This window comes from Shewanella sp. ALD9 (assembly GCF_002836315.1).
GTDB lineage: Bacteria > Pseudomonadota > Gammaproteobacteria > Enterobacterales > Shewanellaceae > Shewanella.
Genome location: NZ_PJCD01000002.1, coordinates 804,808 through 827,258, shown reverse-complemented (window position 1 = coordinate 827,258; position 22,451 = coordinate 804,808). Strand labels below are relative to the sequence as shown.

The 22,451-nt window shown below is 41.8% G+C and carries 17 protein-coding genes; 10 read left to right on the top strand and 7 right to left on the bottom strand.

Annotated elements, in window-relative coordinates:
• Positions 1-375 precede the first annotated feature (375 nt).
• The 5 genes from CXF88_RS07020 to serA all read right to left on the bottom strand — a co-directional run bounded on the left by CXF88_RS07020 (position 376) and on the right by serA (position 7,361).
• The gene (locus tag CXF88_RS07020; RefSeq protein ID WP_242445109.1) at positions 376-1,554 is read right to left on the bottom strand and encodes a lipocalin-like domain-containing protein; all 1,179 of its coding nucleotides are present in this window, start codon (positions 1,552-1,554) and stop codon (positions 376-378) included.
• The gene (locus tag CXF88_RS07015) at positions 1,551-4,148 is read right to left on the bottom strand and encodes an ABC transporter permease (RefSeq protein ID WP_101086181.1); all 2,598 of its coding nucleotides are present in this window, start codon (positions 4,146-4,148) and stop codon (positions 1,551-1,553) included. The genes CXF88_RS07020 and CXF88_RS07015 overlap by 4 nt, the downstream gene beginning before the upstream one ends.
• Positions 4,149-4,152: 4 nt before the next feature.
• Positions 4,153-4,857: an ABC transporter ATP-binding protein gene (locus tag CXF88_RS07010; protein ID WP_101086180.1), complete on the bottom strand. Its 705-nt coding sequence runs from the start codon at positions 4,855-4,857 to the stop codon at positions 4,153-4,155.
• Between the two features lie 145 nt (positions 4,858-5,002).
• Positions 5,003-5,965: a tRNA-modifying protein YgfZ gene (gene ygfZ / locus CXF88_RS07005; protein WP_101086179.1), complete on the bottom strand. Its 963-nt coding sequence runs from the start codon at positions 5,963-5,965 to the stop codon at positions 5,003-5,005.
• Positions 5,966-6,131: 166 nt separating this feature from the next.
• Complete coding sequence (gene serA, locus CXF88_RS07000; protein ID WP_101086178.1) at positions 6,132-7,361, bottom strand: phosphoglycerate dehydrogenase; 1,230 nt, start codon at positions 7,359-7,361, stop codon at positions 6,132-6,134.
• 192 nt (positions 7,362-7,553) lie between these two features.
• Here serA and CXF88_RS06995 point away from each other — a divergent pair, with 192 nt between their 5' ends.
• The 5 genes from CXF88_RS06995 to katB all read left to right on the top strand — a co-directional run bounded on the left by CXF88_RS06995 (position 7,554) and on the right by katB (position 12,097).
• Positions 7,554-8,174, top strand: coding sequence for a DUF2238 domain-containing protein (locus tag CXF88_RS06995; protein ID WP_101086177.1), 621 nt, complete (start codon positions 7,554-7,556; stop codon positions 8,172-8,174).
• Positions 8,175-8,658: 484 nt separating this feature from the next.
• Positions 8,659-9,327, top strand: coding sequence for a response regulator transcription factor (locus tag CXF88_RS06990; protein ID WP_101086176.1), 669 nt, complete (start codon positions 8,659-8,661; stop codon positions 9,325-9,327).
• Positions 9,328-9,472: 145 nt separating this feature from the next.
• The gene (locus CXF88_RS06985; protein ID WP_101086175.1) at positions 9,473-9,910 is read left to right on the top strand and encodes a PaaI family thioesterase; all 438 of its coding nucleotides are present in this window, start codon (positions 9,473-9,475) and stop codon (positions 9,908-9,910) included.
• 220 nt (positions 9,911-10,130) lie between these two features.
• Positions 10,131-10,373, top strand: coding sequence for a YgjV family protein (locus CXF88_RS06980; RefSeq protein ID WP_101086174.1), 243 nt, complete (start codon positions 10,131-10,133; stop codon positions 10,371-10,373).
• 263 nt (positions 10,374-10,636) lie between these two features.
• Positions 10,637-12,097 (top strand): catalase KatB, encoded by a 1,461-nt coding sequence (gene katB, locus CXF88_RS06975; protein ID WP_101086173.1) that lies wholly within the window; start codon positions 10,637-10,639, stop codon positions 12,095-12,097.
• Positions 12,098-12,249: 152 nt separating this feature from the next.
• Here the strand turns inward: katB and CXF88_RS06970 are convergent, their stop codons facing one another.
• Positions 12,250-13,734 (bottom strand): CYTH domain-containing protein, encoded by a 1,485-nt coding sequence (locus CXF88_RS06970; protein WP_101086172.1) that lies wholly within the window; start codon positions 13,732-13,734, stop codon positions 12,250-12,252.
• Positions 13,735-13,970: 236 nt separating this feature from the next.
• On the opposite strand from CXF88_RS06970, the gene CXF88_RS06965 reads away from it, so the two are divergent.
• The 4 genes from CXF88_RS06965 to putA all read left to right on the top strand — a co-directional run bounded on the left by CXF88_RS06965 (position 13,971) and on the right by putA (position 20,264).
• Positions 13,971-14,651, top strand: a complete 681-nt coding sequence (locus tag CXF88_RS06965) for a TIGR00153 family protein (protein ID WP_059747637.1) — start codon at positions 13,971-13,973, stop codon at positions 14,649-14,651.
• Between the two features lie 25 nt (positions 14,652-14,676).
• Positions 14,677-15,945, top strand: coding sequence for an inorganic phosphate transporter (locus CXF88_RS06960; RefSeq protein WP_101086171.1), 1,269 nt, complete (start codon positions 14,677-14,679; stop codon positions 15,943-15,945).
• A gap of 140 nt (positions 15,946-16,085) precedes the next feature.
• Positions 16,086-16,667, top strand: coding sequence for a TIGR04211 family SH3 domain-containing protein (locus tag CXF88_RS06955; RefSeq protein ID WP_101086170.1), 582 nt, complete (start codon positions 16,086-16,088; stop codon positions 16,665-16,667).
• Positions 16,668-17,069: 402 nt separating this feature from the next.
• Complete coding sequence (gene putA, locus CXF88_RS06950; RefSeq protein WP_197708415.1) at positions 17,070-20,264, top strand: bifunctional proline dehydrogenase/L-glutamate gamma-semialdehyde dehydrogenase PutA; 3,195 nt, start codon at positions 17,070-17,072, stop codon at positions 20,262-20,264.
• A 105-nt stretch (positions 20,265-20,369) separates the two neighbouring features.
• On the opposite strand, the gene CXF88_RS06945 is transcribed toward putA, so the two are convergent.
• The gene (locus tag CXF88_RS06945) at positions 20,370-20,654 is read right to left on the bottom strand and encodes a hypothetical protein (protein ID WP_101086168.1); all 285 of its coding nucleotides are present in this window, start codon (positions 20,652-20,654) and stop codon (positions 20,370-20,372) included.
• 367 nt (positions 20,655-21,021) lie between these two features.
• On the opposite strand from CXF88_RS06945, the gene CXF88_RS06940 reads away from it, so the two are divergent.
• The gene (locus tag CXF88_RS06940; protein WP_101086167.1) at positions 21,022-22,365 is read left to right on the top strand and encodes a Na+/H+ antiporter NhaC family protein; all 1,344 of its coding nucleotides are present in this window, start codon (positions 21,022-21,024) and stop codon (positions 22,363-22,365) included.
• The last annotated feature ends 86 nt before the right edge of the window (positions 22,366-22,451 follow it).

Below are 22,451 nucleotides of genomic sequence, written 5' to 3'. Positions count from 1 at the left end.
TGTTCCTCACTCTTAGAATGTTGTACTTGGTACGTGATAGTCATTGGAGGTGACGTGATAGAGTGAGTCTAGACCTTACTAATAACATGGGTATACCTCAGAATGGGTATAGTGGTTAATAGTTGTGCAAGGTCACATTTTTCAGCGTGATGTAAATCTCATTTTAACAATTAGGTAAATGCTGTTTTAGAGATTGCTTGTAAAGCGTATTGTGCTTGAGATGCAGATTTTTTGCGGATTAAAAGCCCATTGGTACTCTGTTGCTAACATGGTATCAAGGAATGGGAAATTGAGATTTTGAGAGGTATGATCTTTGTAGGTAGGCCAAGGCTTGCTTATCTTCGAGAGCGCATTCCACTCGAATGGTAAACAAGCCTAGTAACCCGTAAGCTCCATATAACCTTGACCTTGGTGGCTGCCTTTAATCGTAATGGGGCCTTCCCAATATGAGGTTGATACTGGCATGTCGCTGTTGGGGTTAACGGCTTGAGTTGTGACGTCGATGGCTTCACTGTTAATGTTAATTCGCCATGCAATAGGATGATTGCCTAATGCCGTTTGTTGCCACTGAGTGGGTTGCATATCGATATCATTAGGGTTGTCTCGGCTATTAATATTGTGACCACTACCATCAGCGAACATCCTTCTAGCACTGTAAAAATGTGCTTGGTCATTTTCGCCGCGCAGTCTAAATGCCATTAACGTTGAGTTGTCGTCTAAACGCAGTGAAAACCAATCCCAACCTTGCTGGGCTTTGGTTAAAAATTGTGAACTCCATTCGCGGTCAAGCCAAGCTTTACCGCTGACTTTTTCAGTAACACCATGACGGGTAACTTGACCCGTTACATCAATAAAGGGTTGGCTGTAATAATAAGATGCCACGCTTTGGTCTGCACTTTTGCTGCTATAACCTTTATCGCCTTGTAATTGCAGCGGTTGCTGACTGTTTAGCTGTAATTGATAACTAAACTTATCACTAGCGACATTTAATGTGGCCGGAAACAGACTGTCAGACTGACTTAACCATTGCCAGTTTTGTAAATGTACTTCAAATGGTTGTGGTTTAACGCTTGCAAGTTGTGGGTGGCCTCGTGACCATTTTTCGGCCATTAAATGTTCAGTATTTGTGGTTACCGCTGCATGTGCCATGTAAAGCTGATTGGTCACCCAATTATTCGTTGTTGTCGCTTGAAGGCTTACTGGTGGTGTCATTCCGATACGAAATTGAGTCCATTGCACGCCTACATCTTCACCTGCAGCGGTGGTCAAGTTTGCGGTTAAATACCACCACTCAATTTTAAAGTCATCGTGAGCTAAGTGGTCTTGCGGAAAGAGTAAGGTTTTACCTTGAATTACTTCGCTATAACCTTCAGCAGAAGCTGACGACATACTGCTAATGGTAGACTGTTTTACTGCAACATTTTGCTGAGGAGAGCAAGCCACTAGCAATGCGCTAAGAGGAAAGACAATGACCATCAACCATTGCTTCTGCACTCTGTAGCTAACAGTTTTGAACGCGACGTTGAGTACGCTCTTGAAAGTGAAAGAGGTCATAGTGCTTCCTGTTGCAAGCTGGATATCAAGGGTTTTCTGGTTTGCCAATACAAAGGTAAACACACTGCAAGTAAACAACTGACTACAGCAATGATCACCACTTGAGCATATGCCGCCCAATCCCACACCATGGCGATGCTCCAGCCAAATGCTTGTAACGTGACTTTATGAATTAATAAATAACCCAGTAACGCGCCTGTCGGTAACGCGACCAAGCAGGTTAATAACACGATAAATAGCATTTGCACTAACACCATCATCCGTAATTGATTACGACTAACACCTATAGCATACAAGCGGGCTAAAGGTGCTTGCCTCGCTTGCGTTAGCATCATACAGGCACTGAATAAGCCAATGGCAGCTACCAGTAAGGTTAAGCTATTAAGCACTACAGTGATTGAGAATGTTTTATTAAATATGTTAATCGCTTCAGTTTTAATTCGCTGCTGGCTGTACATGTAAGCAGAAGACAGATTGATTTGCTGGCTAATATTGTCTTGTAGTGGAGTAATATCACCTTGATAAGACACGGCTAGGCTAATGGGTTTGGCGGGTAATTGAGATTGCTGCCATAAGGACTGAGTAATAATCGCTTCGCCTTGGGGATTACCGTAATCGTAATAAATTCCGCCAATGTTCAAGCTAGCTTGACCAAGTTGCGATAGCTGAACTTTATCGCCTATATTGAGTTGGTATTTTATCGATAATGGTTCACTTATCATCAGGCTTTCACCTGCTGTGAAGGTTGTCCAAAAGTCATCGGCTGTGGTTTTAAATACAGTTGTTTCGGTTAAAGACAAATGGTCACGACTGACAAGGTGGATAGCAACCTGTGTTTGCGGCGTTTCAATTCGATTAAGGTTGCTGTCGACAGTCCATTGCTCATAAATCGCTTCAACCTTGGGATCTTGTTCCAATAATATCGTTAATGTATCGATTTGGTTTGGATTGGGTCTAATGTATAAGTCTGCATGCAAACGGGCATCGAGCCATTTTTTTAAGGTGATTTCAAAACTGCCCACTAAGGTGTTCATGGCAATATTGGCGCACAGAGCTAGCAGCATTGCCATCATCGCAAGCGCGAGAGGAGCGATGATCTCTTTGGTTTCGGCAATCACGTATTGCCACAGTCCTTTAGGCATAAATGGACTGAGTAAGTTAACTCCCCAATGTAAAAATTGAGGTAACAACAACGGAATCGCAACCGAGAGAATACCCAGTAATACTAGGCTATGGCGATACTGTTCGGTAAAGGCGAAGGCGATAGTACACACTAAGATTAGCAATGCTGCGATGATAAATTGTCGCCAATGAATAATGCCGAATTGTTGGCTTTGTGGTTGTTTTTGAGCCCCTTGCGCAAGTGGGGTGTTAATCAGGTTTATCAGCATGGGAATACAAGCAGCAAATGCCGCTGACAAGGTTAATATGAGTGCTTGTGCAAACCATTGCCATTGCCAGTTTCCGGGTAATAATTTGGCGCCATAAAGCTGTTCAAGAGTGATGGCGACCATAGGTTGTAGCCATTGCGATAATTGCAGTCCGACAATAAAACCTAATACACAGCCAATAAACACTAAACAGACTATTTCAATGCTTAGGGCAAGCATGATGGTGCGCCTATCGAGCCCTTGCTGCATGATTTGCACCAGCAATTTTTGACGCTTCATTAAGCTATAACGAACCCCGTTGTAGGCAATAAATAAGCCGACAACAAAGGCCAACATGCTCATGGCATCAAGATTAAGATGAAAGCTGGCAGTGAGGGCGGTAAGCGATTCGCCTTCACTCGTTTGGGTGGTGAAATTTAGCTTACTGGTATCAATACCTGCTTGGGTTAGGGTGTTCGTTAATCGAGCTATCAGTTGCTCATCTGTTTCTGATTCGTTTGCGGCTGAGATATTTGCATTTGAAGAGGGTGAATCAAATACGGCAACGTAACTTAACTTACCCTGCATATTCAGCAAGGGTTGAGCGAGTGAGATATCGGCCAAAATTGCCGAACCAAGTCCCCACGAATCATCAATGGCAACGAGTTCAACAGCCGTGTCGTTCAGTATTATGCGGTCAGTGTTGTTGGTCACTTTATTCATGCGTTCGCGCTGGCTTGCCGACATTAGCACTTTGGGTTTGCCTGCCAGTAATTCTGCTAGCGGAATATGCGTCGCTGTTATCGATGAGCTAGCACCTGATTTTTGCTGTTGCATGTTGCTGGTCATAGCGGCAACTACATCACTACTATTAACCCGCCATAATCGGCCTTGTTCATCGGTTGCGATGCCTTCAATGCTGGCAATGGTATTGAATCCTGCATTGGCTAATGCAAAATAAACAGACTCATCAATACTGCTTTCTGTACGGTGGCTAATCGATAAGCGAGCTTGTTGGCTCATTAGTTCGGATACATTGCCATAGCTTTGTTTGGCGTTTTCGTTGGTGGCGTATACGCCAATCAGTAACGTTACCGCGAGCATGATGCCCAGTAAAATAGCACTGGCTTGCAGGGGGGCATGACGATAATGGCTGGCAAACAGGTGCAAGCATAACCTTAAGCGCTTAATTGAGAATAAGTATGATGAAGAGTTAGTTGTCATGGGCTTAACCTTGCAACGTCATGTCAGCAGGGTTAATCACAATCTGCTGATTTTCGACGTGCCAGCGATGCTGCATAAATGCGGCACATTGTTCGCTGTGAGTCACCATTAAAATACAACAGTTGGCTTGTTGAGCGAGTTCGGTAAGTAGTTGCATGACTTGTAATCCGGCGTGTTGATCAAGATTACCTGTCGGTTCGTCGGCTAATATGAGTTGTGGTTTGTGAGCTAATGCCCGCGCGATAGCCACTCGCTGTTGTTGCCCACCGGATAAGTTTTCAACGTTGCGGTCTAACAATGGCGTTAATCCTAGCTGGTGGCAAAGTTCATCACACCAAGGGCTCCATGCTAACTGATTTAGCGCCAGTGAAAATTGAATGTTGTCGCGCACATTTAATGGTGTGAGTAAGTTAAATTGTTGGAATATAACCCCGAGCGACTGACGTCGATATTGGCTCCATTGCTTATCTTGCCACTTTGTCACCGATCGCATGTTATCAGCCTGACGGATTAACATGTCACCGTTGTCTATGGTTTCAAAGCCACCAATGATATTCAGTAAGGTACTTTTACCGCTGCCGCTAGGCCCGGTTAATGCGATAGTTTGACCTTGCTGCAAAGTCAGGTTGACGTGATTAAGCACCGAATGAAATGACTCGCCATCGCGGAACCCTTTACTAATATTTTCTAAGGTGACGATAGTAGTCATAGTCGCTCCATAACGAATTAGCTTAATTGAAGTTCTGAATAAACAGAGTAATATTATCAATAATATACGTGATATAGATCATTAATGTTCAAAAAATAAAAAAGCGAGCCAATGGCTCGCTTAATGAAGATACAACATCAATTAATTAAGCATCTGCTAAAGAATATGGCAACTCGATAATAGTTAGCTGTGAGCTTTCATCTCCGGTAATACGAAGTTGAGCGTTGTTTTCGGTATCATTTGGCAACACCGCGGTAAGCAGTACCTTGTCACCATATTGGACGCATTCAATGATATTGCCACCACGACGGAAGCCGCCTTCAAGGGCAATTTCTAATTGAGTGTCAGTGCTGATGGTTTGCTTGGTAGTACCAGACAAAATATACAATGCACGTTTATTGCCACCGCGATATTTCATCCTGGCAATGGTTTCCTGGCCCATGTAACAGCCTTTGGTAAAGCTAATGCCATTAATGGCTTGCAGGTTGCACATTTGCGCAACGTACTGGCCGGAATGAGCGGCATCTATGTTTGGATAACCGGCTTTAATTTCCAATGCTTGCCATGCACTTGCAGCAAACAATGTTTGTCCCGATTGGCTGATAATGGTTTGTGCTGCTGCATTGTTAATAATGGCAATAAAACGTTCACCATCACGAATAATCACACCTTGCTCAACAAGATTAAGTGGTTGCGATACATCGCCAAAATGTTCAGTTGCAAAGGCTTGTGCTTTTGGGCCAGCAATACCCATTATTTGATAATCATTACTGACATCGGCGAGTTCGGCTTTACTGAATACAGCGTATTTTTGTAACTGAGGTAAATCCAAGCTTAAAGTACTTTTTGGCAGTAACATGAATAAGCTATCGCCGATTGAAAACCCACGGAAACTGGCGAGCATTTTACCTTTAGGGTCGCAATGAGCACCCCATTTCCACTCGTTTGTGCCAAGGGAGGTAATATCTGTGGTGACTTGGCCATGAATGAAACTGCGCCCTTGCTCACCAGTGATTTCGATTAACCCCATATGCGTCAAACTTGATAACATTAATTCAGGAGACGTGGCGATAAAATCCCAATCTGGTTGGTTTACTGAAATGGTCATAACTATCCCTAACGTGTGAATAAGACGGTATGGTTGGAGTGTAACGGATTAATAGAATGCTCAACAGGGGGCTATGGTTTTAAAGCCAATAAAAAAGCTACCTTGTGCACAAGGTAGCTTTTTTAGGAAGACAATTAACTCAAGTTAATTGCTTATAAAAGTCAGTTTAAAACAATACTCGCGCACGGATAGTGCCTTCAATAGATTTTAATTCAACTAATGCTTCTTCAGCTTGATCAGAATCGACTTCCATTACCACGTAACCAATTTCAGCAGTGGTTTGTAAGTACTGAGCAGCAATGTTAATGCCTTTTTCAGAAAACGCTTGGTTAATTTTAATCAATACACCAGGACGGTTTTGATGAATGTGCAATAAGCGTGAGGTACCGCTATGTTGCGCTAAAGACACTTCAGGGAAATTGACCGCAGACAGGGTAGAACCGTTATCTGAGTATTTCACCAGTTTGCCAGCCACTTCTACGCCGATATTTTCCTGTGCTTCAGCAGTACTACCACCAATATGCGGTGTGAGTAATACATTGTCTAAGCCACGCAGTGGAGAGATGAATTCATCATCATTCGACTTAGGTTCTACCGGGAATACGTCAATCGCAGCACCCGCAAGATGTTCTGACTTCAGGGCATCGGCTAAGTCTTCGATATCAACAACAGTTCCGCGAGAGGCATTGATAAAGAAACTGCCTTGACGCATTTGAGCAAATTCAGCTTTAGCGAACATGTCTTTAGTTTGCGGTGTTTCTGGTACATGCAGGCTAACAACGTCTGCTTGGGCCAATAACTTGTCCATAGAGTGAACTTGAGAGGCATTGCCTAACGGTAACTTATCTTCAATATCAAAGAAAATCACTCTCATGCCCAAGGTTTCAGCCAAAATACCCAGTTGAGTACCAATATGGCCATAACCAATCACACCTAAGGTTTTACCACGGACTTCAACACTGCCATTAGCACTCTTCAACCAACCGCCACGATGTGACATGGCATTGCGCTGTGGAATGCCACGCATCAGCATGATGATTTCACCAATCACCAATTCAGCAACACTGCGGGTGTTGGAGAAAGGGGCGTTGAAAACAGGAATACCCAGTTTCTCGGCCGTGGCTAAATCGACTTGGTTGGTGCCAATACAAAAACAACCAATCGCAACCAACTTTTCTGCACGGTGCAATACTTCCGCAGTAAGCTGGGTGCGGGAGCGTAATCCAACAAAGTGAGCATCTTTAATTGATGCAATCAAAGCCTCTTCGCCTAACGAGGCTTTATGGTATTCAATGTTGGTATAACCTGCACGTTCTAGTACATCGACCGCAGTTTGGTGGACGCCCTCCAACAGCAGGATTTTGATCTTATCCTTGTCAAGCGAGTGTTTCGCCATGATATGGGTACCCTCTTATCATTAAATGGTGCTTAAGCTAATGGTTATACTAATGCTTATACTAATAGTTATGATATAAATGCGGACTTCCGGCGCATTATCAAAGTAGCACTTTTTTAAGCGCTTGTAGAGGGCTAGATGGCTAAAGTTTATATTCTAATTTGAGAACAATATCTCATGGAGAGAATTAAGATGAAGAGTAAGGTTATATGGATAGGGATTTATCTATTAGTACTGTTGTGGTCAGTTAGCGCACCTAAAGATATGTTCACTTGGTGGTTAGAAGCGATACCTGCGTTAATCGCATTACCTATTTTATTTTTTAGTCGTAAAAGCTTTCCTCTGACTACGTTAGCTTATGCACTTATTTTAGTACATTGCTGTGTGTTATTTGTCGGTGCACGTTATACCTATGCTGAAGTGCCGTTATTTGACTGGCTAGCGCAAGTGATGGGCGGCGAGCGTAATAATTACGATAAAGTCGGCCATTTTGCTCAGGGTTTTATTCCGGTAATATTAGCTCGCGAAATATTTATTCGTAAACATGTCATGCAAATAGGTGCTTGGTGTCAGTTTTTAGCAGTATGTTTTGTGTTGGCGTTTTCAGCTTTTTACGAATTAGTTGAATGGTGGGTTGCCATTGCTACCGGTGAAAATGCCGAGGCATTTTTAGGCACTCAAGGATATGTTTGGGATACTCAATCTGACATGTTTCTAGCATTAATTGGTGGGGTATGTGGCTTACTGTTGTTATCGTCTCTTCATAATAAACAAATAGCGACCAAAATGGCGCTTAACCAGCCTCCGGTATGATAAGGCTCATTTAACTTATTTAGTTAGCTTATTTTGCCATAAAATGAGTAAATTTGGCTGCTAGCATTGATGAGAGATTGATGATGTTGAGCGAATTGAAAGTATGAGCTTATCAGTCTTGGGTTAGTGATAAAGTCTACGCAAAGTCAGTCAAATTTACTATTCATACTTTAGACTTACATAATAGTCATATCAACTAACAAATTTTTACTATGCTTGCTGTATAGGAAGGTTTTTTATTATAAGAATCGTGATTGATAATGACCGACTTAACCTAATAGCCACTTTTTTGGTGAGTCGATTTATCTCGTAACGCGATTAATGAATGAAGAAAGAACATGCTCTAATATAACGACAAAAAGTAAACTATCTGCTCAGCCTAGTTTTGAAGGCTAGTAAACGTATTTCATTTACGTATAGTATATAGCCTCAGGATGTGCTCAAGGTATGTTGAGCAATAATGTACTTTTCAGGGAGAAGAGTGATGAGTTCAAATATTGATGAGTTGGTGTTTTTGCACCAAATCGCAGCACCTTGCCATTTAGCTATTTTGGCAGAATCTATCGGGTTGAAAACTCGAATTGTAAAACATGCGGCTGAGCTTGAGTTAGAAAAAAAATCCAACAACTTTTATCTTGTTTCACAAAAAGGTGCGGCCTTAGACAGTAAGGGCATCCCGTTACTGGTATCGCGTTTAGTGGAGCATGTCCCTGTAGCATTGTACCAAGTTGAACGTGGATCACTTGATCAAGAGTCAGCATTACTCTTAGGCGTACGGGGTTTGTTATACAGTGATCAACGCATGGACTTAATGCTGACGGGTCTGCGTAAAATGGTTTCTGATGAATTGTGGTACGACCGTCCACTGATCAGTAAGATTTTTAGACGTTTAGTCCAGCAACTCGATACCAACGTTGAAATCCCTGCCGATACCGTGGCCATCCTCCAAAGATTAACCAGTCGAGAAAGAACCATTATTCAGCTTGTTTCTAGCGGTGCGCGTAATAAAGAAATTGCCCAGCGTTTGTGTATTAGTGAACATACTGTAAAAGCGCATATCTCATCTATTTTCCGTAAAACGGAGTCTCGTAACCGAGTTGAGTTATTGCGTTGGGCACAGACCTACCAAAGCCATTGCGAATTAGTGAGTTAACGTACATATAGATTTAGTGAATAACTATAAAAGGAGCTTAGGCTCCTTTTTAATGGGTTAATGTTATTGTTCGCGTTTTTCTTTCAAAAAGGTAAGCTAATCAGTACACTGAGTTTTCTAATAATAATAATGATGGATATTAAGAATGAGTATTTGGTTTAACACTGTCACTTTAGAAGATTGTGCTCGTTTAGATGCAGGGATGCAGGGAAAGGGCACCTTAATGCAAACATTGGGCATTAAAATTACTGAAATCGGTGACGATTATATGGTTGCCACAATGCCTGCTAATCCAGCCGTACACAATCCATTAGGGATTGTTCATGGTGGTGCGAACGTCGCACTAGCAGAAACAGTAGCCAGTTATGCCGCCAACTTTGTGGTCGACTTTACCCGTTACTATTGTGTTGGCCAAGAAATCAACGCAAATCATTTGAAAGCATCACGTAATGGTGAATTAACGGCAACGGCTAAACCTGTGCATTTAGGTAAACGCAGTTCGGTTTGGGAAGTCCTTATTCGTAACAGTGCGGGTGAACTTTGTTGTATTTCACGAATGACGGCTGCGGTTGTAGAGCGATAAGCTATTATAGATACTATAAATCGATAGGCCTTATAATCATCGATGGATCAAGGTTTTAATCTTGTTAACAGTGTATTTTTTTATAATGTGCTTTGCTTATTTAGTCTATCAAGTGTGCCAATAAGTGCGTTAAGCAATAACGTTTTTTCACTGACTCACGTTAGCTTAATATTGTTACTCGCTTGCATTAGATGTAGGCATATCAAAATAAGGAAAATCCATGGACAGTATCAACATCTGGGAATGGGTAGGATATTTAGCCTCTGTCGTTGTGGCTATTTCACTGATGATGTCAGACATTAAAAAACTACGCTGGTGGAACTTAATTGGTGCAGGGTTGTTTGTGGCTTATGGCCTCGCGATTGATGCGATCCCTGTGGCGCTGGTTAACTTTTTTATTGTATTAATTGATCTCTATTATTTAGTGAAGTTATACCGTGAGCCTACTCCACCCACTGAATAGTCACATTGTGTCTCGATAAAGCCAAATAATCAGTTTGGCTTTTTTATTGCCTGCATTTTAGTTTTAATCTGTTTTTCCTATCCTTAATAAATTTCATAATCGTTTTTTTAGTTTGCAATAATCTATTTTAATCGTTTTATGTAATTATGAAGTGCTTCTATTATGTGTCCATAGAATGATGAGTTGAGTGAGGAAAATCATCATGGCAACAGTTTATGACTTAATTGAGCAGTGGTTAGTAGACCGCACATAGGAGCAAAAAAATGAATCAAGGTAATTATTTAACCAGCCAAAATGGCGCCCCGGTAGCAGATGATCAAAATTCAATCTCGGCTGGTGAACGTGGTCCACTGCTTTTACAAGATTGGCATTTAATAGAGAAGCTGGCTCATTTTAACCGTGAACGTATTCCTGAGCGTGTGGTACATGCTAAAGGGACTGGTGTATATGGGACGTTTACACTAACTAAAGATTTAAGTGAATTTACCATAGCGGATCATTTTAATGGTGTCGGTAAGCAGACTGAAACATTTATGCGCTTCTCTACGGTAGGCGGAGAAATGGGGTCAGCAGATGCAGAGCGTGATCCACGCGGTTTTGGACTACGTTTTTATACTGCTCGTGGTAACCACGATATTGTCGGTAATAACACGCCAACATTCTTTATTCGTGACGGTATTAAATTCCCTGACTTTATTCACACTCAGAAACGTCACCCACAAACTAATTTAAAAGATCCCCAAGCAATGTGGGACTTTTGGGCGCTCAATCCAGAGTCGATGCATCAGGTGACCATATTAATGTCAGACCGTGGTATTCCGGCTAACTACAGACAAATGCATGGTTATGGTTCGCACACGTTCTCGTTTTGGAATGCTAAGGGTGAACGTTTTTGGGTTAAGTTCCACTTTAAATCACAGCAAGGCGTGGTAAATTTAACCGGCGAACAAGCAGATATACTAAAAGGGATAGATCCTGATTCATCACAACGCGACATGGTGGCAGCAATTAATGATGCTAACTTCCCGCGTTGGACTGTGAATGTGCAAATTATGCCAGAAGCTGATGCCAATACTTACGCCATTAATCCATTTGATTTGACTAAAGTATGGCCGCACAGTGATTATCCGTTGATTGAAGTGGGTGAACTTGAGCTAAACCGTTTACCACAAAACTACTTTGCTGAAGTTGAACAAGTGGCATTAGCACCAAGTAACTTAGTGCCTGGAGTGGGGGCGTCGCCAGACAAAATGCTGCAAGCCCGTTTGTTTTCATATGCAGATGCGCAGCGCTACCGTATAGGGACTAATTACAATCAATTACCCGTTAACTGTCCGCATGCCGCTAAAGCCAACCATCATCAACGTGCTGGTGCTATGGCAGGAACACAGTGTCCTTATCAAGGTAGCCAAACCGGTGGTGATGCCAGTGTTAATTATGGTCCTAACAGTGTTGCACCACTCACTGAAAATGCAAGTTTTGAAGAACCACCGTTACGTTTAGAAGGAGAGGCTGCACGCTTTAGTCGTTATAACCAAGATGACTTTACCCAAGCGGGTAATCTTTATCGTATCTTTAGTGAAGCAGAGAAAAATCGTTTAGTGGAAACGATTGCGGGCACACTCAGTCAAACAACCTTAGATGTGCAACAAAAAATGGTCGATCATTTTACTAAAGCGGATGTTGATTACGGTCGGCGTGTTAAGCAGGCTTTGGCAAAGTAACCTGTATTTTGCCAAAGAATAAGCGACGATTAAGGCCTTAACGCTAACAGATTAGTTGTTTAGTAAAACAGGAAGATAATCATTATCTTCCTGTTTTACTATTCATCACTAATATATGTGGGCGTGTAACCAATTATGGGGAATATGCATGCTTACCAGTAAATAGGGACTTTTAAGGCACTTTTTCGCGAATGCTCCATGGCAAACAATAAACTGGTTTCTTTATTGTCTAACCAAGCTTCAATATTAAGCAGATGCTGTGCACTCAAATGCCTTAATATTTTATATGCAGATAACGTACTAATCCCTAACGCTAAGTCTTGCCATGGTGCCCGAAAAGCCTCGCGCTTTTTAGCGGGATACATTTCTCCATAAGCAAACCCAACTAAGATACTTTCATCCAAAGCATCAGCAACGTGTTGGTAATCAATACTGTTCATTTCAGCGGTTATCGGCATTGATTTTCCAATACGTTTCCATGAGGCTTGCTGTAGCTGGTTGGCAAATAAACCTAATTCGGGATAATGACGGCTTTCATTTTTGCCGCTTTCAGCGGTTAATAGCAAATCGACCAATGCCAATTGTAATTGACCATACTCAGGATGTTGCCATATTGAGCCTAATTGAGTTGATATCGACATTGAGTCGATATAGTTTTCTAATTGTAGGCACACAAGGGTTTTATTGTTGATGTTGGCAAGTGGTTTAGCATCGTCTTGTAATAATAAACAACAACTTTGCAGTGGGCTAACAAATGCCAAAGCATGCTCAAGATGATCGAATAATGGGCTGGTGTACTGATCTAATAAACCAAATTGATTTAAGGTGAGCCTGAGTAAGCGCACACAGCGGCGTAATTCGCCCCACAAGGCTGATTGTTGATGAACATCACCAGTTGGCAGCGTTAATATATTCTCAATCAATTGCCAGCGCTCAAGACCTGTTTCTAATAATGTGCTCAAGGCTTGCTGCATATTATTGTTTTTTGGTAATGACACATAATCAATATGCTCAATGGTGAACGGCTTTGATTTGCCTGCAAGTTGATAACCGCGTTGAGCTTTACTGGCTTTACCTAAGCGAAATGGTACTGACTTAGCGACTTCTGTTGCGAGTATTAATAATGCAGACGTCTCTCCTGCGAGTAATTCAAATTCGAGTTCGCATATAGGGTCAACTTTATCATCAGCAATTATTTCACCTACATCTAGTGCAACCTCAACAAGGCTATCATTAAGATATATATGCCAAGTTTGACGCTCAAAGTTGGTTTCAAAAATACATTTTAGCGATGTTGACACCTTGTCGAGATCATTTCCCTCTGGCCAAATTTCTTTTGGGAAACGTGACAAGATCGGTGTTTTTTGATCAATGCTGACATTATATTCAGGACGGGAATGGATCCCTCCTACGACCCTGCCTGCTGTTTTTATGGTCTGTTCGAGTTGATTGTCAAAACCTCTTACGCGTAAGCCCATATCCCAACGACGCAGTTGTAAGTCGTCGGTATCGAAATATCCGTTGGTGAGTTTTTTCTGCCCTTGAGGGCTTGAATTAGGGTAGTCATTCAATATTTTTTTTAACAAATCATGATGTTGTGATTGAATGAATAGTTTTAACTCTATTTCTGCGTCCATTGACTTTATGTTTGCCTTGTCATCAAATATTCACTAATGCGTCACATTATCTTCATAATGTCATATTGTTGTAATAAAAATCTCTTAGGATAGCATTGCTCGCATCATATATACTGAGCAACGATAACAGAGAAACTGTCGTACGAAATTAAAAAACACAGTTTCATTATGCGGACGCTTGGGTTAACATGCGCCCGCTTTTTCCAAACTGGAATTTATTAAATAGGTAAACGGCAATGCCAGTAAACTCTATTTTAGGTGTGTTTGCAAAATCACCTCTTAAGCCTTTAGAACTACATATCGACAAAGTACATGAGTGTGCATCACTTCTTGTTCCTTTCTTTGACGCAACCAACTCAGGCGACTGGGATGAAGCGATAAAGATCCGCAAACAAATTAGTTTGCTTGAAAAAGAAGCGGACTCACTCAAACGTGAAATTCGCCTGACTCTTCCTGGTGGATTATTTATGCCTGTTGAGCGAACTGACTTGCTTGAGTTATTAACTCAACAGGACAAAATCGCTAACAAGGCAAAAGATATCTCTGGCCGTATTATTGGCCGTCAGTTAGTCCTTCCTCAGCCTATGCAAGATGCCTTTGGTGCTTATCTAAAACGTTGTTTAGATGCCGTATCACTTGCGAAACGGGCTATTAACGAACTCGATGATTTACTCGAAACCGGTTTCCGTGGTCGTGAAGTTGAGTTAGTTGCCAAAATGATTAATGAATTAGATCTTATCGAAGAAGATTCTGATGATTTACAAATTCAAGTGCGTCGTCAGTTGTATGCATTAGAATCTGAATTGAATCCGATTGATGTGATGTTCACGTACAAAATTATCGAATGGGTTGGAGGTTTAGCAGATATTGCTGAGCGTGTCGGTTCCCGCCTAGAGCTAATGCTAGCTCGTAACTAATCACAAAGGTTATCAAGGAAACAACATGGTTGATGTATTAGTCACCAACGGCCCTATGCTCATTATGATAGCGGCTGCATTTGGATTTTTGATGGCATGGGGCATTGGTGCAAACGACGTAGCCAATGCAATGGGAACCTCTGTAGGTTCTAATGCCATTACCATTAAACAAGCGATTATTATTGCAATGATCTTTGAATTCGCCGGTGCTTTTTTAGCTGGTGGTGAAGTCACGAGTACAATTCGTAAAGGTATTATCGACGCGAGTTACTTTACTGATGTCCCAGAATTGTTGGTATACGGCATGATTGCCTCATTACTTGCTGCGGGTATTTGGTTAGTTGTAGCGTCAGCGTTAGGCTGGCCAGTTTCGACAACGCATTCAATTATTGGCGCTATTGTTGGCTTTGCCGCAGTGGGTGTCAGTGCTGATGCAGTTGAATGGGGTAAGGTTGGCGGTATTGTAGGCTCTTGGGTAGTGACACCTGCTATTTCGGGTTTTATTGCTTATATCATTTTCCAAAGTGTGCAAAAGCTGATTTTTAATACCGATGATCCATTAGCAAGTGCTAAGCGTTATGTGCCTTTCTACATGGCATTGGCCGGTTTTGTGATGTCACTTGTGACCATTACTAAAGGCTTATCACATGTAGGCATAAACTTTTCAACACTTGAAGCATATGCATTAGCAGCTGTGGTTGCAGCCGTAGTCGGTCTTGCAGGTAAAATTGCTATTAGTCGTTTAAAAATGAGCGATAAAGCCGATCTAAAAACCCAGTATGGGAATGTTGAAAAAGTATTTGCCATATTAATGGTTGTGACTGCATGTTGTATGGCATTTGCCCATGGCTCAAACGACGTTGCTAATGCGATTGGTCCTTTAGCTGCTGTGGTTTCTGTCGTAGAAAGCGGCGGTATTATTGGTGCTAAAGCGGTTCTAGCATGGTGGATTTTACCACTTGGTGCTGTTGGTATTGTTATGGGCTTGGCCATTTTTGGACAGCGTGTGATGCAAACCATTGGTAAAAACATTACGCATTTAACCCCAAGTCGTGGTTTTGCTGCTGAATTAGCTGCCGCATCGACTGTGGTTATTGCTTCTGGTACTGGTTTACCTATTTCAACAACGCAAACGTTAGTGGGTGCTGTGTTGGGTGTGGGCATGGCGCGTGGTATTGCAGCAATTAATATTGGTGTAGTACGTAACATTGTTGTGTCTTGGGTTATTACTCTGCCAGCCGGTGCTGCACTGTCTATTTTGTTCTTCTTCATTATCAAGAACATCTTTAGTTAATTTGACTAAGACGCAATGAAGTATTAGCAGAAATGTGAACGCTGAATGTATTTAAGAAGGAAGTCATATGACTTCCTTCTTGCATTCAGAGCATTTAATAAATAGCATGACAATAAGTTTTCTGAGTTTGGATAAATACCGTGTTAAGAGTACTTTCAATCCTTATATTTTTACTTGCGCCAAGTGGCGTATTTGCAGCCCAAGCACCAACGCGATTTATTTCTGATGATGTGTTCACCTATATCCACGGTGGACCGGGTACAGAGTTTCGTATTATCGGTAGTGTTGAAGCGGGTCAGCCGATCACTTTATTGGATAATACCGAAGGTGATTTTACTCAAATCATTGATCATAAAGGTCGTGAAGGCTGGGTATTAACCAGTTTAGTTTCAGATCAGCCTAGTTTTCGTGAGCGTTTTCCTGAAATGGAAGCACAATTAAAACAGGCTAATGAGCAATTAAATAACATTACGCAAAATACTGACAATACTGAAGAATCTTTAACACTGTCTAACGAAAAGGTGTCTGAGTTAAAAGCCGCTCTTACCAAAGCGATTAAAGAACGAGATGATGCTAAGTCAAAAGTACAGCAAGCCGCGGATAACCAACGTTATGAAATGTGGCAGCAAGGTGGGTTAATTGCAGGTATTGGTGCGTTGATTGGTATTGTATTGGTGTATTTACCTCGTCCACAACGTCGTAAGAAAAGCCGTTGGATGTAACATCTCCAATAACGATGAGATTTTCGCGGATAAAGTGATACGACTAATGTCTCTCATTTGATTGTATAAAGGCCAACTATTCAAACGTTGGCCTTTTTTTTAATCTTTTTCTTGATGAAATATATTCATATTCCATGTTGGTATAATTATTAAAAAAGTTACTAATTAACATTAACTTAAACGTTTATTGTTGTTGTGATGTTAATTAACTAGCACATTGTTTCTGTCTGTTTCAGTGACCAAAATCAAACAATTATTAGCAAGTTTTCAACTTGAGTGTCCAAGTTCACATTTTGAATGTATAATCGCCGAAAATCAGATCGTACATTGTATACAAAATAAAATATTCGTGAATACAGTGTCCATTCAACAACGATAATAACCATCCTTAACCTGACCTAGATGGAAGCGAATACTATGTTCAAAGCGAGTGAAGTACTGGACGGCCGCTATGACAATGCCACTCTTGAGGAACTGTTTACTGCAGTGACCAACAACTACATTGTCGATGAAGAGCAATACCTGTCTGAATTAATTAAGCTTGTGCCTTCGTCTGAACAAGACATTGAGCAAGTGACTCGTCGTGCCCATGAGCTCGTGAGCAAAGTTCGTCAGTTTGAGAAAAAAGGTCTGATGGTTGGTATTGATGCATTTTTGCAACAATACAGCTTAGAAACGAAAGAAGGCATTATTTTAATGTGCTTGGCTGAAGCCTTGCTGCGTATTCCTGATGCTGAAACAGCTGATGCGCTAATTAAAGATAAATTGTCTGGTGCCAAGTGGGATGAACACCTAAATATGAGTGGTTCATTGCTGGTTAATGCCTCAACGTGGGGGTTAATGTTAACCGGTAAACTGGTTAAGTTAGATCGTAATACTGACGGTTCGCCAAGCAATATACTTAAACGTCTGGTTAATCGTGTCGGTGAGCCGATGATCCGTCAAGCTATGTTAGCGGCGATGAAGATCATGGGTAAGCAATTTGTGTTAGGTCAGGACGTTAAAGAAGCGCTTAAAAATAGCGAAGCTAAACGTAAGTTAGGTTATACCCATAGCTATGACATGTTAGGTGAAGCAGCATTAACCGCCAATGATGCGCAAAAGTATTTTAACGATTACAGCAATGCTATTCGCGATTTAGGCGAACAGCAATACGATGAAGCGAACTCACCAAGACCCACCATATCAATCAAACTATCTGCTTTGCACCCTCGTTATGAAGTCGCTAACGAGGATCGTGTATTAAGTGAATTATACGACACAGTTATTAAGCTGATAGTACAAGCGCGTGAACTTAACATTGGTATTTCTATTGATGCTGAAGAAGTTGACCGTCTTGAATTGTCATTGAAGTTATTTAAGCAGCTTTATCAGTCAGAAGCCGCTAAAGGCTGGGGCTTATTAGGCATTGTGGTGCAAGCTTATTCTAAGCGTTGTTTACCGGTGTTGTGTTGGTTGACGCGTCTTGCTAAAGATCAAGGCGATGAAATTCCGTTGCGTTTAGTCAAAGGTGCTTATTGGGACAGCGAGCTAAAATGGGCGCAACAAGCAGGCGAAGCTGGCTACCCACTTTATACCCGTAAAGCCGGCACGGATGTGTCTTATTTAGCGTGTGCGCGTTATTTATTGTCTGATGCCACCCGTGGTGCTATTTATCCACAGTTTGCTACTCACAACGCGCAAACCGTTGCCAGTATTGATGCGATGGCCGCTGATCGTTTATATGAATTCCAACGTTTGCACGGTATGGGCCAAGAGCTTTACGACACCATGCTTGCAGAAAGCGGTGCTAAAGCGGTACGTATCTATGCACCCATTGGCGCGCATAAAGACTTACTGCCGTATTTAGTTCGTCGCTTACTGGAAAACGGAGCCAATACCTCATTCGTACATAAACTGGTTGACCCTAATACCCCAATAGAAAGCTTAGTGGTTCATCCATTGGTGACGCTATTGGGTTACAAGTCGTTAGCGAATCAAAAAATTGTTAAGCCTGCTGATATTTTCGGTGCAGAACGTAAGAACTCTAAAGGATTAAACATGAACATTATTTCTGAGTCAGAGCCATTTTTTGCTGCACTGGACAAATATAGCGATACTCAATGGACAGCAGGTCCATTGGTAAACGGTAAAACCTTAACCGGCGAAGTGCAAACCGTTGTTAGCCCATACGATACTTCATTAACGGTAGGTAAAGTGGCTTTTGCTGATGCTAACGCAATTGAACAAGCCATTGCTGGTGCAGATGCTGCTTTTGGTGGTTGGGCACGTACACCTGTTGAAACTCGTGCTAATGCACTACAGAAATTAGCTGACTTACTGGAAGAAAACCGTGAAGAGCTGATTGTATTATGTACTCGTGAAGCGGGTAAGAGTATTCAAGATGGTATTGATGAAGTTCGCGAAGCAGTAGATTTTTGTCGTTATTACGCCGTACAAGCTAAGAAGATGATGGCTCAGCCTGAATTGCTTCCTGGCCCAACAGGCGAGTTAAACGAGCTGTTTCTACAAGGTCGCGGAATTTTTGTGTGTATTAGCCCATGGAACTTCCCGTTGGCGATTTTCCTTGGTCAAGTTTCTGCAGCACTTGCTGCGGGTAACACGGTTATTGCCAAGCCTGCAGAGCAAACCTGTTTGATCGGTTATCGTGCTGTGCAACTTGCGCATGAAGCCGGTATTCCTACCGACGTATTGCAGTTTTTACCAGGTACTGGCGCAGTTGTTGGTTCTGCAATCACTGCAGATGAACGTATTGGCGGTGTGTGTTTTACCGGCTCGACTGGCACGGCTAAATTGATTAACCGCACCTTGGCAAACCGTGATGGCGCAATTATTCCATTAATTGCTGAAACCGGTGGTCAAAATGCCATGGTGGTTGACTCAACATCACAACCAGAACAAGTGGTAAATGATGTAGTTTCTTCATCGTTCACCAGTGCTGGTCAGCGTTGTTCGGCATTGCGAGTCTTATTTTTACAAGAAGATATTGCAGATCGCGTAATTGAAGTCATGAAAGGCGCCATGGAGCAATTAGTGATTGGCAACCCAAGTTCAGTGAAAACCGATGTGGGCCCCGTGATTGATGCCACTGCCAAAGCTAACTTGAATGCCCACATTGATCATATCAGCCAGGTCGGCAAGTTAATTAATAAACTTGAATTACCTGCGGGTACTGAAAATGGCCATTTTGTAGCACCTACAGCCGTTGAAATTAGTTCAATTAAGCTACTCGAAAAAGAACATTTTGGGCCTATTTTGCATGTTATCCGTTATAAAGCGGCAGATTTGGCAAAAGTGGTTGATGAAATCAACAGCACAGGTTTTGGGTTAACATTGGGTATTCATAGCCGTAATGAAGGCCATGCGCTTAGCTTAGCAGACAAGGTTAACGTGGGTAACGTATACATTAACCGTAACCAAATTGGTGCAGTTGTAGGTGTACAACCATTTGGTGGCCAAGGGCTATCAGGTACTGGTCCTAAAGCGGGTGGCCCACACTACTTAACTCGTTTTGTGACTGAAAAGACTCGTACCAATAACATTACCGCTATTGGTGGCAATGCGACGTTATTGTCACTAGGCGATGCTGAAGAATAAACCTGAAGTAGTTGCATTAAGCCCACTTTTTAGTGGGCTTTTTGTTATCTCGAGTTTAGGTTATGTGACTCTAATGGGTATAAGGCTATTTAATTATGAGGCAATTTAATGATGACTCTGGATATCATTGCGTTGTAAGCCACGACTGACATTTTTACACAGTTTTCCAAAGCGGCTGATATCGCCAAGTGAAGGTATAACGCCCTGGGCAATGGCTGCGTCCCAGTAATTAACTTCAGCATCAACCAAATCGAGTAACTTTTTAGGGCAGCCAACACAGTTGTTGTTGGGGCCACAGCTAAATATACCGGGTTGATCAAATGGTAAGGTATTTTTTACTTGCTCAAGGAGTCGCTTCATTGCACTCACTCTGTCTGGTTTACGTTCCATAGCCTCACCTCTATATAAGTTAGAGAATCCTTGTCAGCGTAACAAATCGGCATTAGGTTATGATTAACGTACATCAATTTTTTAGTGAATAAAGAGACCTAAATAGATAAATTGATTATGGTTATGTAAAATATTTGTAGCAGTTCTCAGGTTTTAGAATAAAAAACGCTTTGGAAGCAAAGAAGTCTAGACGTCTAGATTGACAGCGGCGAACAGTTCTCTTATTCTTGGCACAACTTGTTATGATGTGACTGCAATATTTAGCACCTTTGAATCTGTTGTTAAATAATCACCGATGACCGAGATTGTGTCGTACTCGCTTTTCTCATCCAACAATCCCTATTCGTTAAGATAAAGAGAGATCATTTTGACCAAAGCTACTTCATCAGTTACCACAGCAGGAAACAGCCCGGCATCGTTTGTGGCGTTATTACCGTTATTTTTGTTTTTAGGATTATTTATTGGCGCAGGCTTATATTTTCAAAGCCAAGGTGTTGATTATGCGTTCTATCAATTACCCAGTGTGATTGCGATTCTCCCTGCCATCGTGTTGGCAGTTTTGTTGTCGAAACAGAAAATAAATAGTGCGATAGAAACCTTTATTGAAGGTATTGGCCATAGCAATATTATAGCCATGTGTTTAATTTATTTATTGGCAGGCGCATTTGCTGCAGTGGCTAAAGCCACTGGTGGCGTTGATGCCACCGTTGCGCTTGGTTTATCGTTTATCCCATCAAATTTATTATTGCCAGGTTTCTTTGTTATTGCCGCTTTTATCGCGACCTCAATGGGTACATCTATGGGCACCATCGCGGCGGTAGCACCAGTGGCACTAGGTGTCGCAGACCAAGCACAAATTGATTATGCCTTAATGGCGGGTGCGGTGATGTCTGGTGCATTATTTGGAGACAACTTATCGATTATTTCTGATACCACGATTGCGGCAACACGTACTCAAGGTTGTGAAATGAAAGACAAGTTCCGTGAAAACTTAGTCTTTTCGATACCGGCGGCGATCCTCACCTTGATTGCTTTTTCGATTGTAGGTCAAGGACAAGCGGATATTGCAGCTCAGGACATCGAAATATTAAAAGTATTACCGTATTTAACCATTCTGGTGTTAGCTGTGATCGGTTTAAACGTCTTTGTAGTGTTGTCGTTAGGGATTGTACTTGCTGGCATGACAGGCGTGCTGAGCTCGGGTTATAGCGTTATTCAATTTGGTAATGATATTTATACTGGTTTTACTAATATGCAGGAAATTTTTATTCTGTCGATGTTAGTCGGTGGTTTAGCGGCGTTAATGCAGCAACAAGGCGGATTAACTTTTGTCAGTAAGCAAATTGAAGGTTTAATCAGTCGCTTTTCAAAAGCCAATGGCGAAGCATCAAGTCGTGCGGCAGAGTTAGGCATGGCAGCGATTGTTGCCGCCACTAATACCTGTGTTGCTAACAATACAGTATCGATAGTGGTCACCGGTGACATTGCTAAAGAGCTTGCTGAAAAACATGGGGTATCGCCAAAACGAGCTGCGAGTATTTTAGATATCTTTGCATGTATTATTCAGGGATTAATTCCACATGGTGCCCAAGCATTATTAATTGCCTCGGTGTTTACCATCAGCCCATTAACTGCAGTGTCTAATGCTTGGTACTGTATGATTTTGGCCGTTGTAGCGGTGATAATTGTAATATTGCGTCAACGTAATTAAATTGGCTACAGGGTAAATCACACTGTCGCTAAGGTTAACAAGATTAAGGTTAAGGTGACGATTTAGCCACTATTGCAACCAATGCC

Bases quoted from the DNA above. Each gene is read 5' to 3' on its own strand.
- CXF88_RS06965 (WP_059747637.1), top strand. From the start codon at position 13,971: ATGCCAGTAAACTCTATTTTAGGTGTGTTTGCAAAATCACCTCTTAAG.
- CXF88_RS06990 (WP_101086176.1), top strand. From the start codon at position 8,659: ATGAGTTCAAATATTGATGAGTTGGTGTTTTTGCACCAAATCGCAGCA.
- putA (WP_197708415.1), top strand. From the start codon at position 17,070: ATGGAAGCGAATACTATGTTCAAAGCGAGTGAAGTACTGGACGGCCGC.
- CXF88_RS06945 (WP_101086168.1), bottom strand. From the start codon at position 20,654: ATGGAACGTAAACCAGACAGAGTGAGTGCAATGAAGCGACTCCTTGAG.
- CXF88_RS07010 (WP_101086180.1), bottom strand. From the start codon at position 4,857: ATGACTACTATCGTCACCTTAGAAAATATTAGTAAAGGGTTCCGCGAT.
- CXF88_RS06985 (WP_101086175.1), top strand. From the start codon at position 9,473: ATGAGTATTTGGTTTAACACTGTCACTTTAGAAGATTGTGCTCGTTTA.
- katB (WP_101086173.1), top strand. From the start codon at position 10,637: ATGAATCAAGGTAATTATTTAACCAGCCAAAATGGCGCCCCGGTAGCA.
- CXF88_RS06960 (WP_101086171.1), top strand. From the start codon at position 14,677: ATGGTTGATGTATTAGTCACCAACGGCCCTATGCTCATTATGATAGCG.
- CXF88_RS06980 (WP_101086174.1), top strand. From the start codon at position 10,131: ATGGACAGTATCAACATCTGGGAATGGGTAGGATATTTAGCCTCTGTC.
- CXF88_RS07020 (WP_242445109.1), bottom strand. From the start codon at position 1,554: ATGACCTCTTTCACTTTCAAGAGCGTACTCAACGTCGCGTTCAAAACT.
- CXF88_RS06995 (WP_101086177.1), top strand. From the start codon at position 7,554: ATGAAGAGTAAGGTTATATGGATAGGGATTTATCTATTAGTACTGTTG.
- CXF88_RS06970 (WP_101086172.1), bottom strand. From the start codon at position 13,734: ATGGACGCAGAAATAGAGTTAAAACTATTCATTCAATCACAACATCAT.
- ygfZ (WP_101086179.1), bottom strand. From the start codon at position 5,965: ATGACCATTTCAGTAAACCAACCAGATTGGGATTTTATCGCCACGTCT.
- CXF88_RS07015 (WP_101086181.1), bottom strand. From the start codon at position 4,148: ATGACAACTAACTCTTCATCATACTTATTCTCAATTAAGCGCTTAAGG.
- serA (WP_101086178.1), bottom strand. From the start codon at position 7,361: ATGGCGAAACACTCGCTTGACAAGGATAAGATCAAAATCCTGCTGTTG.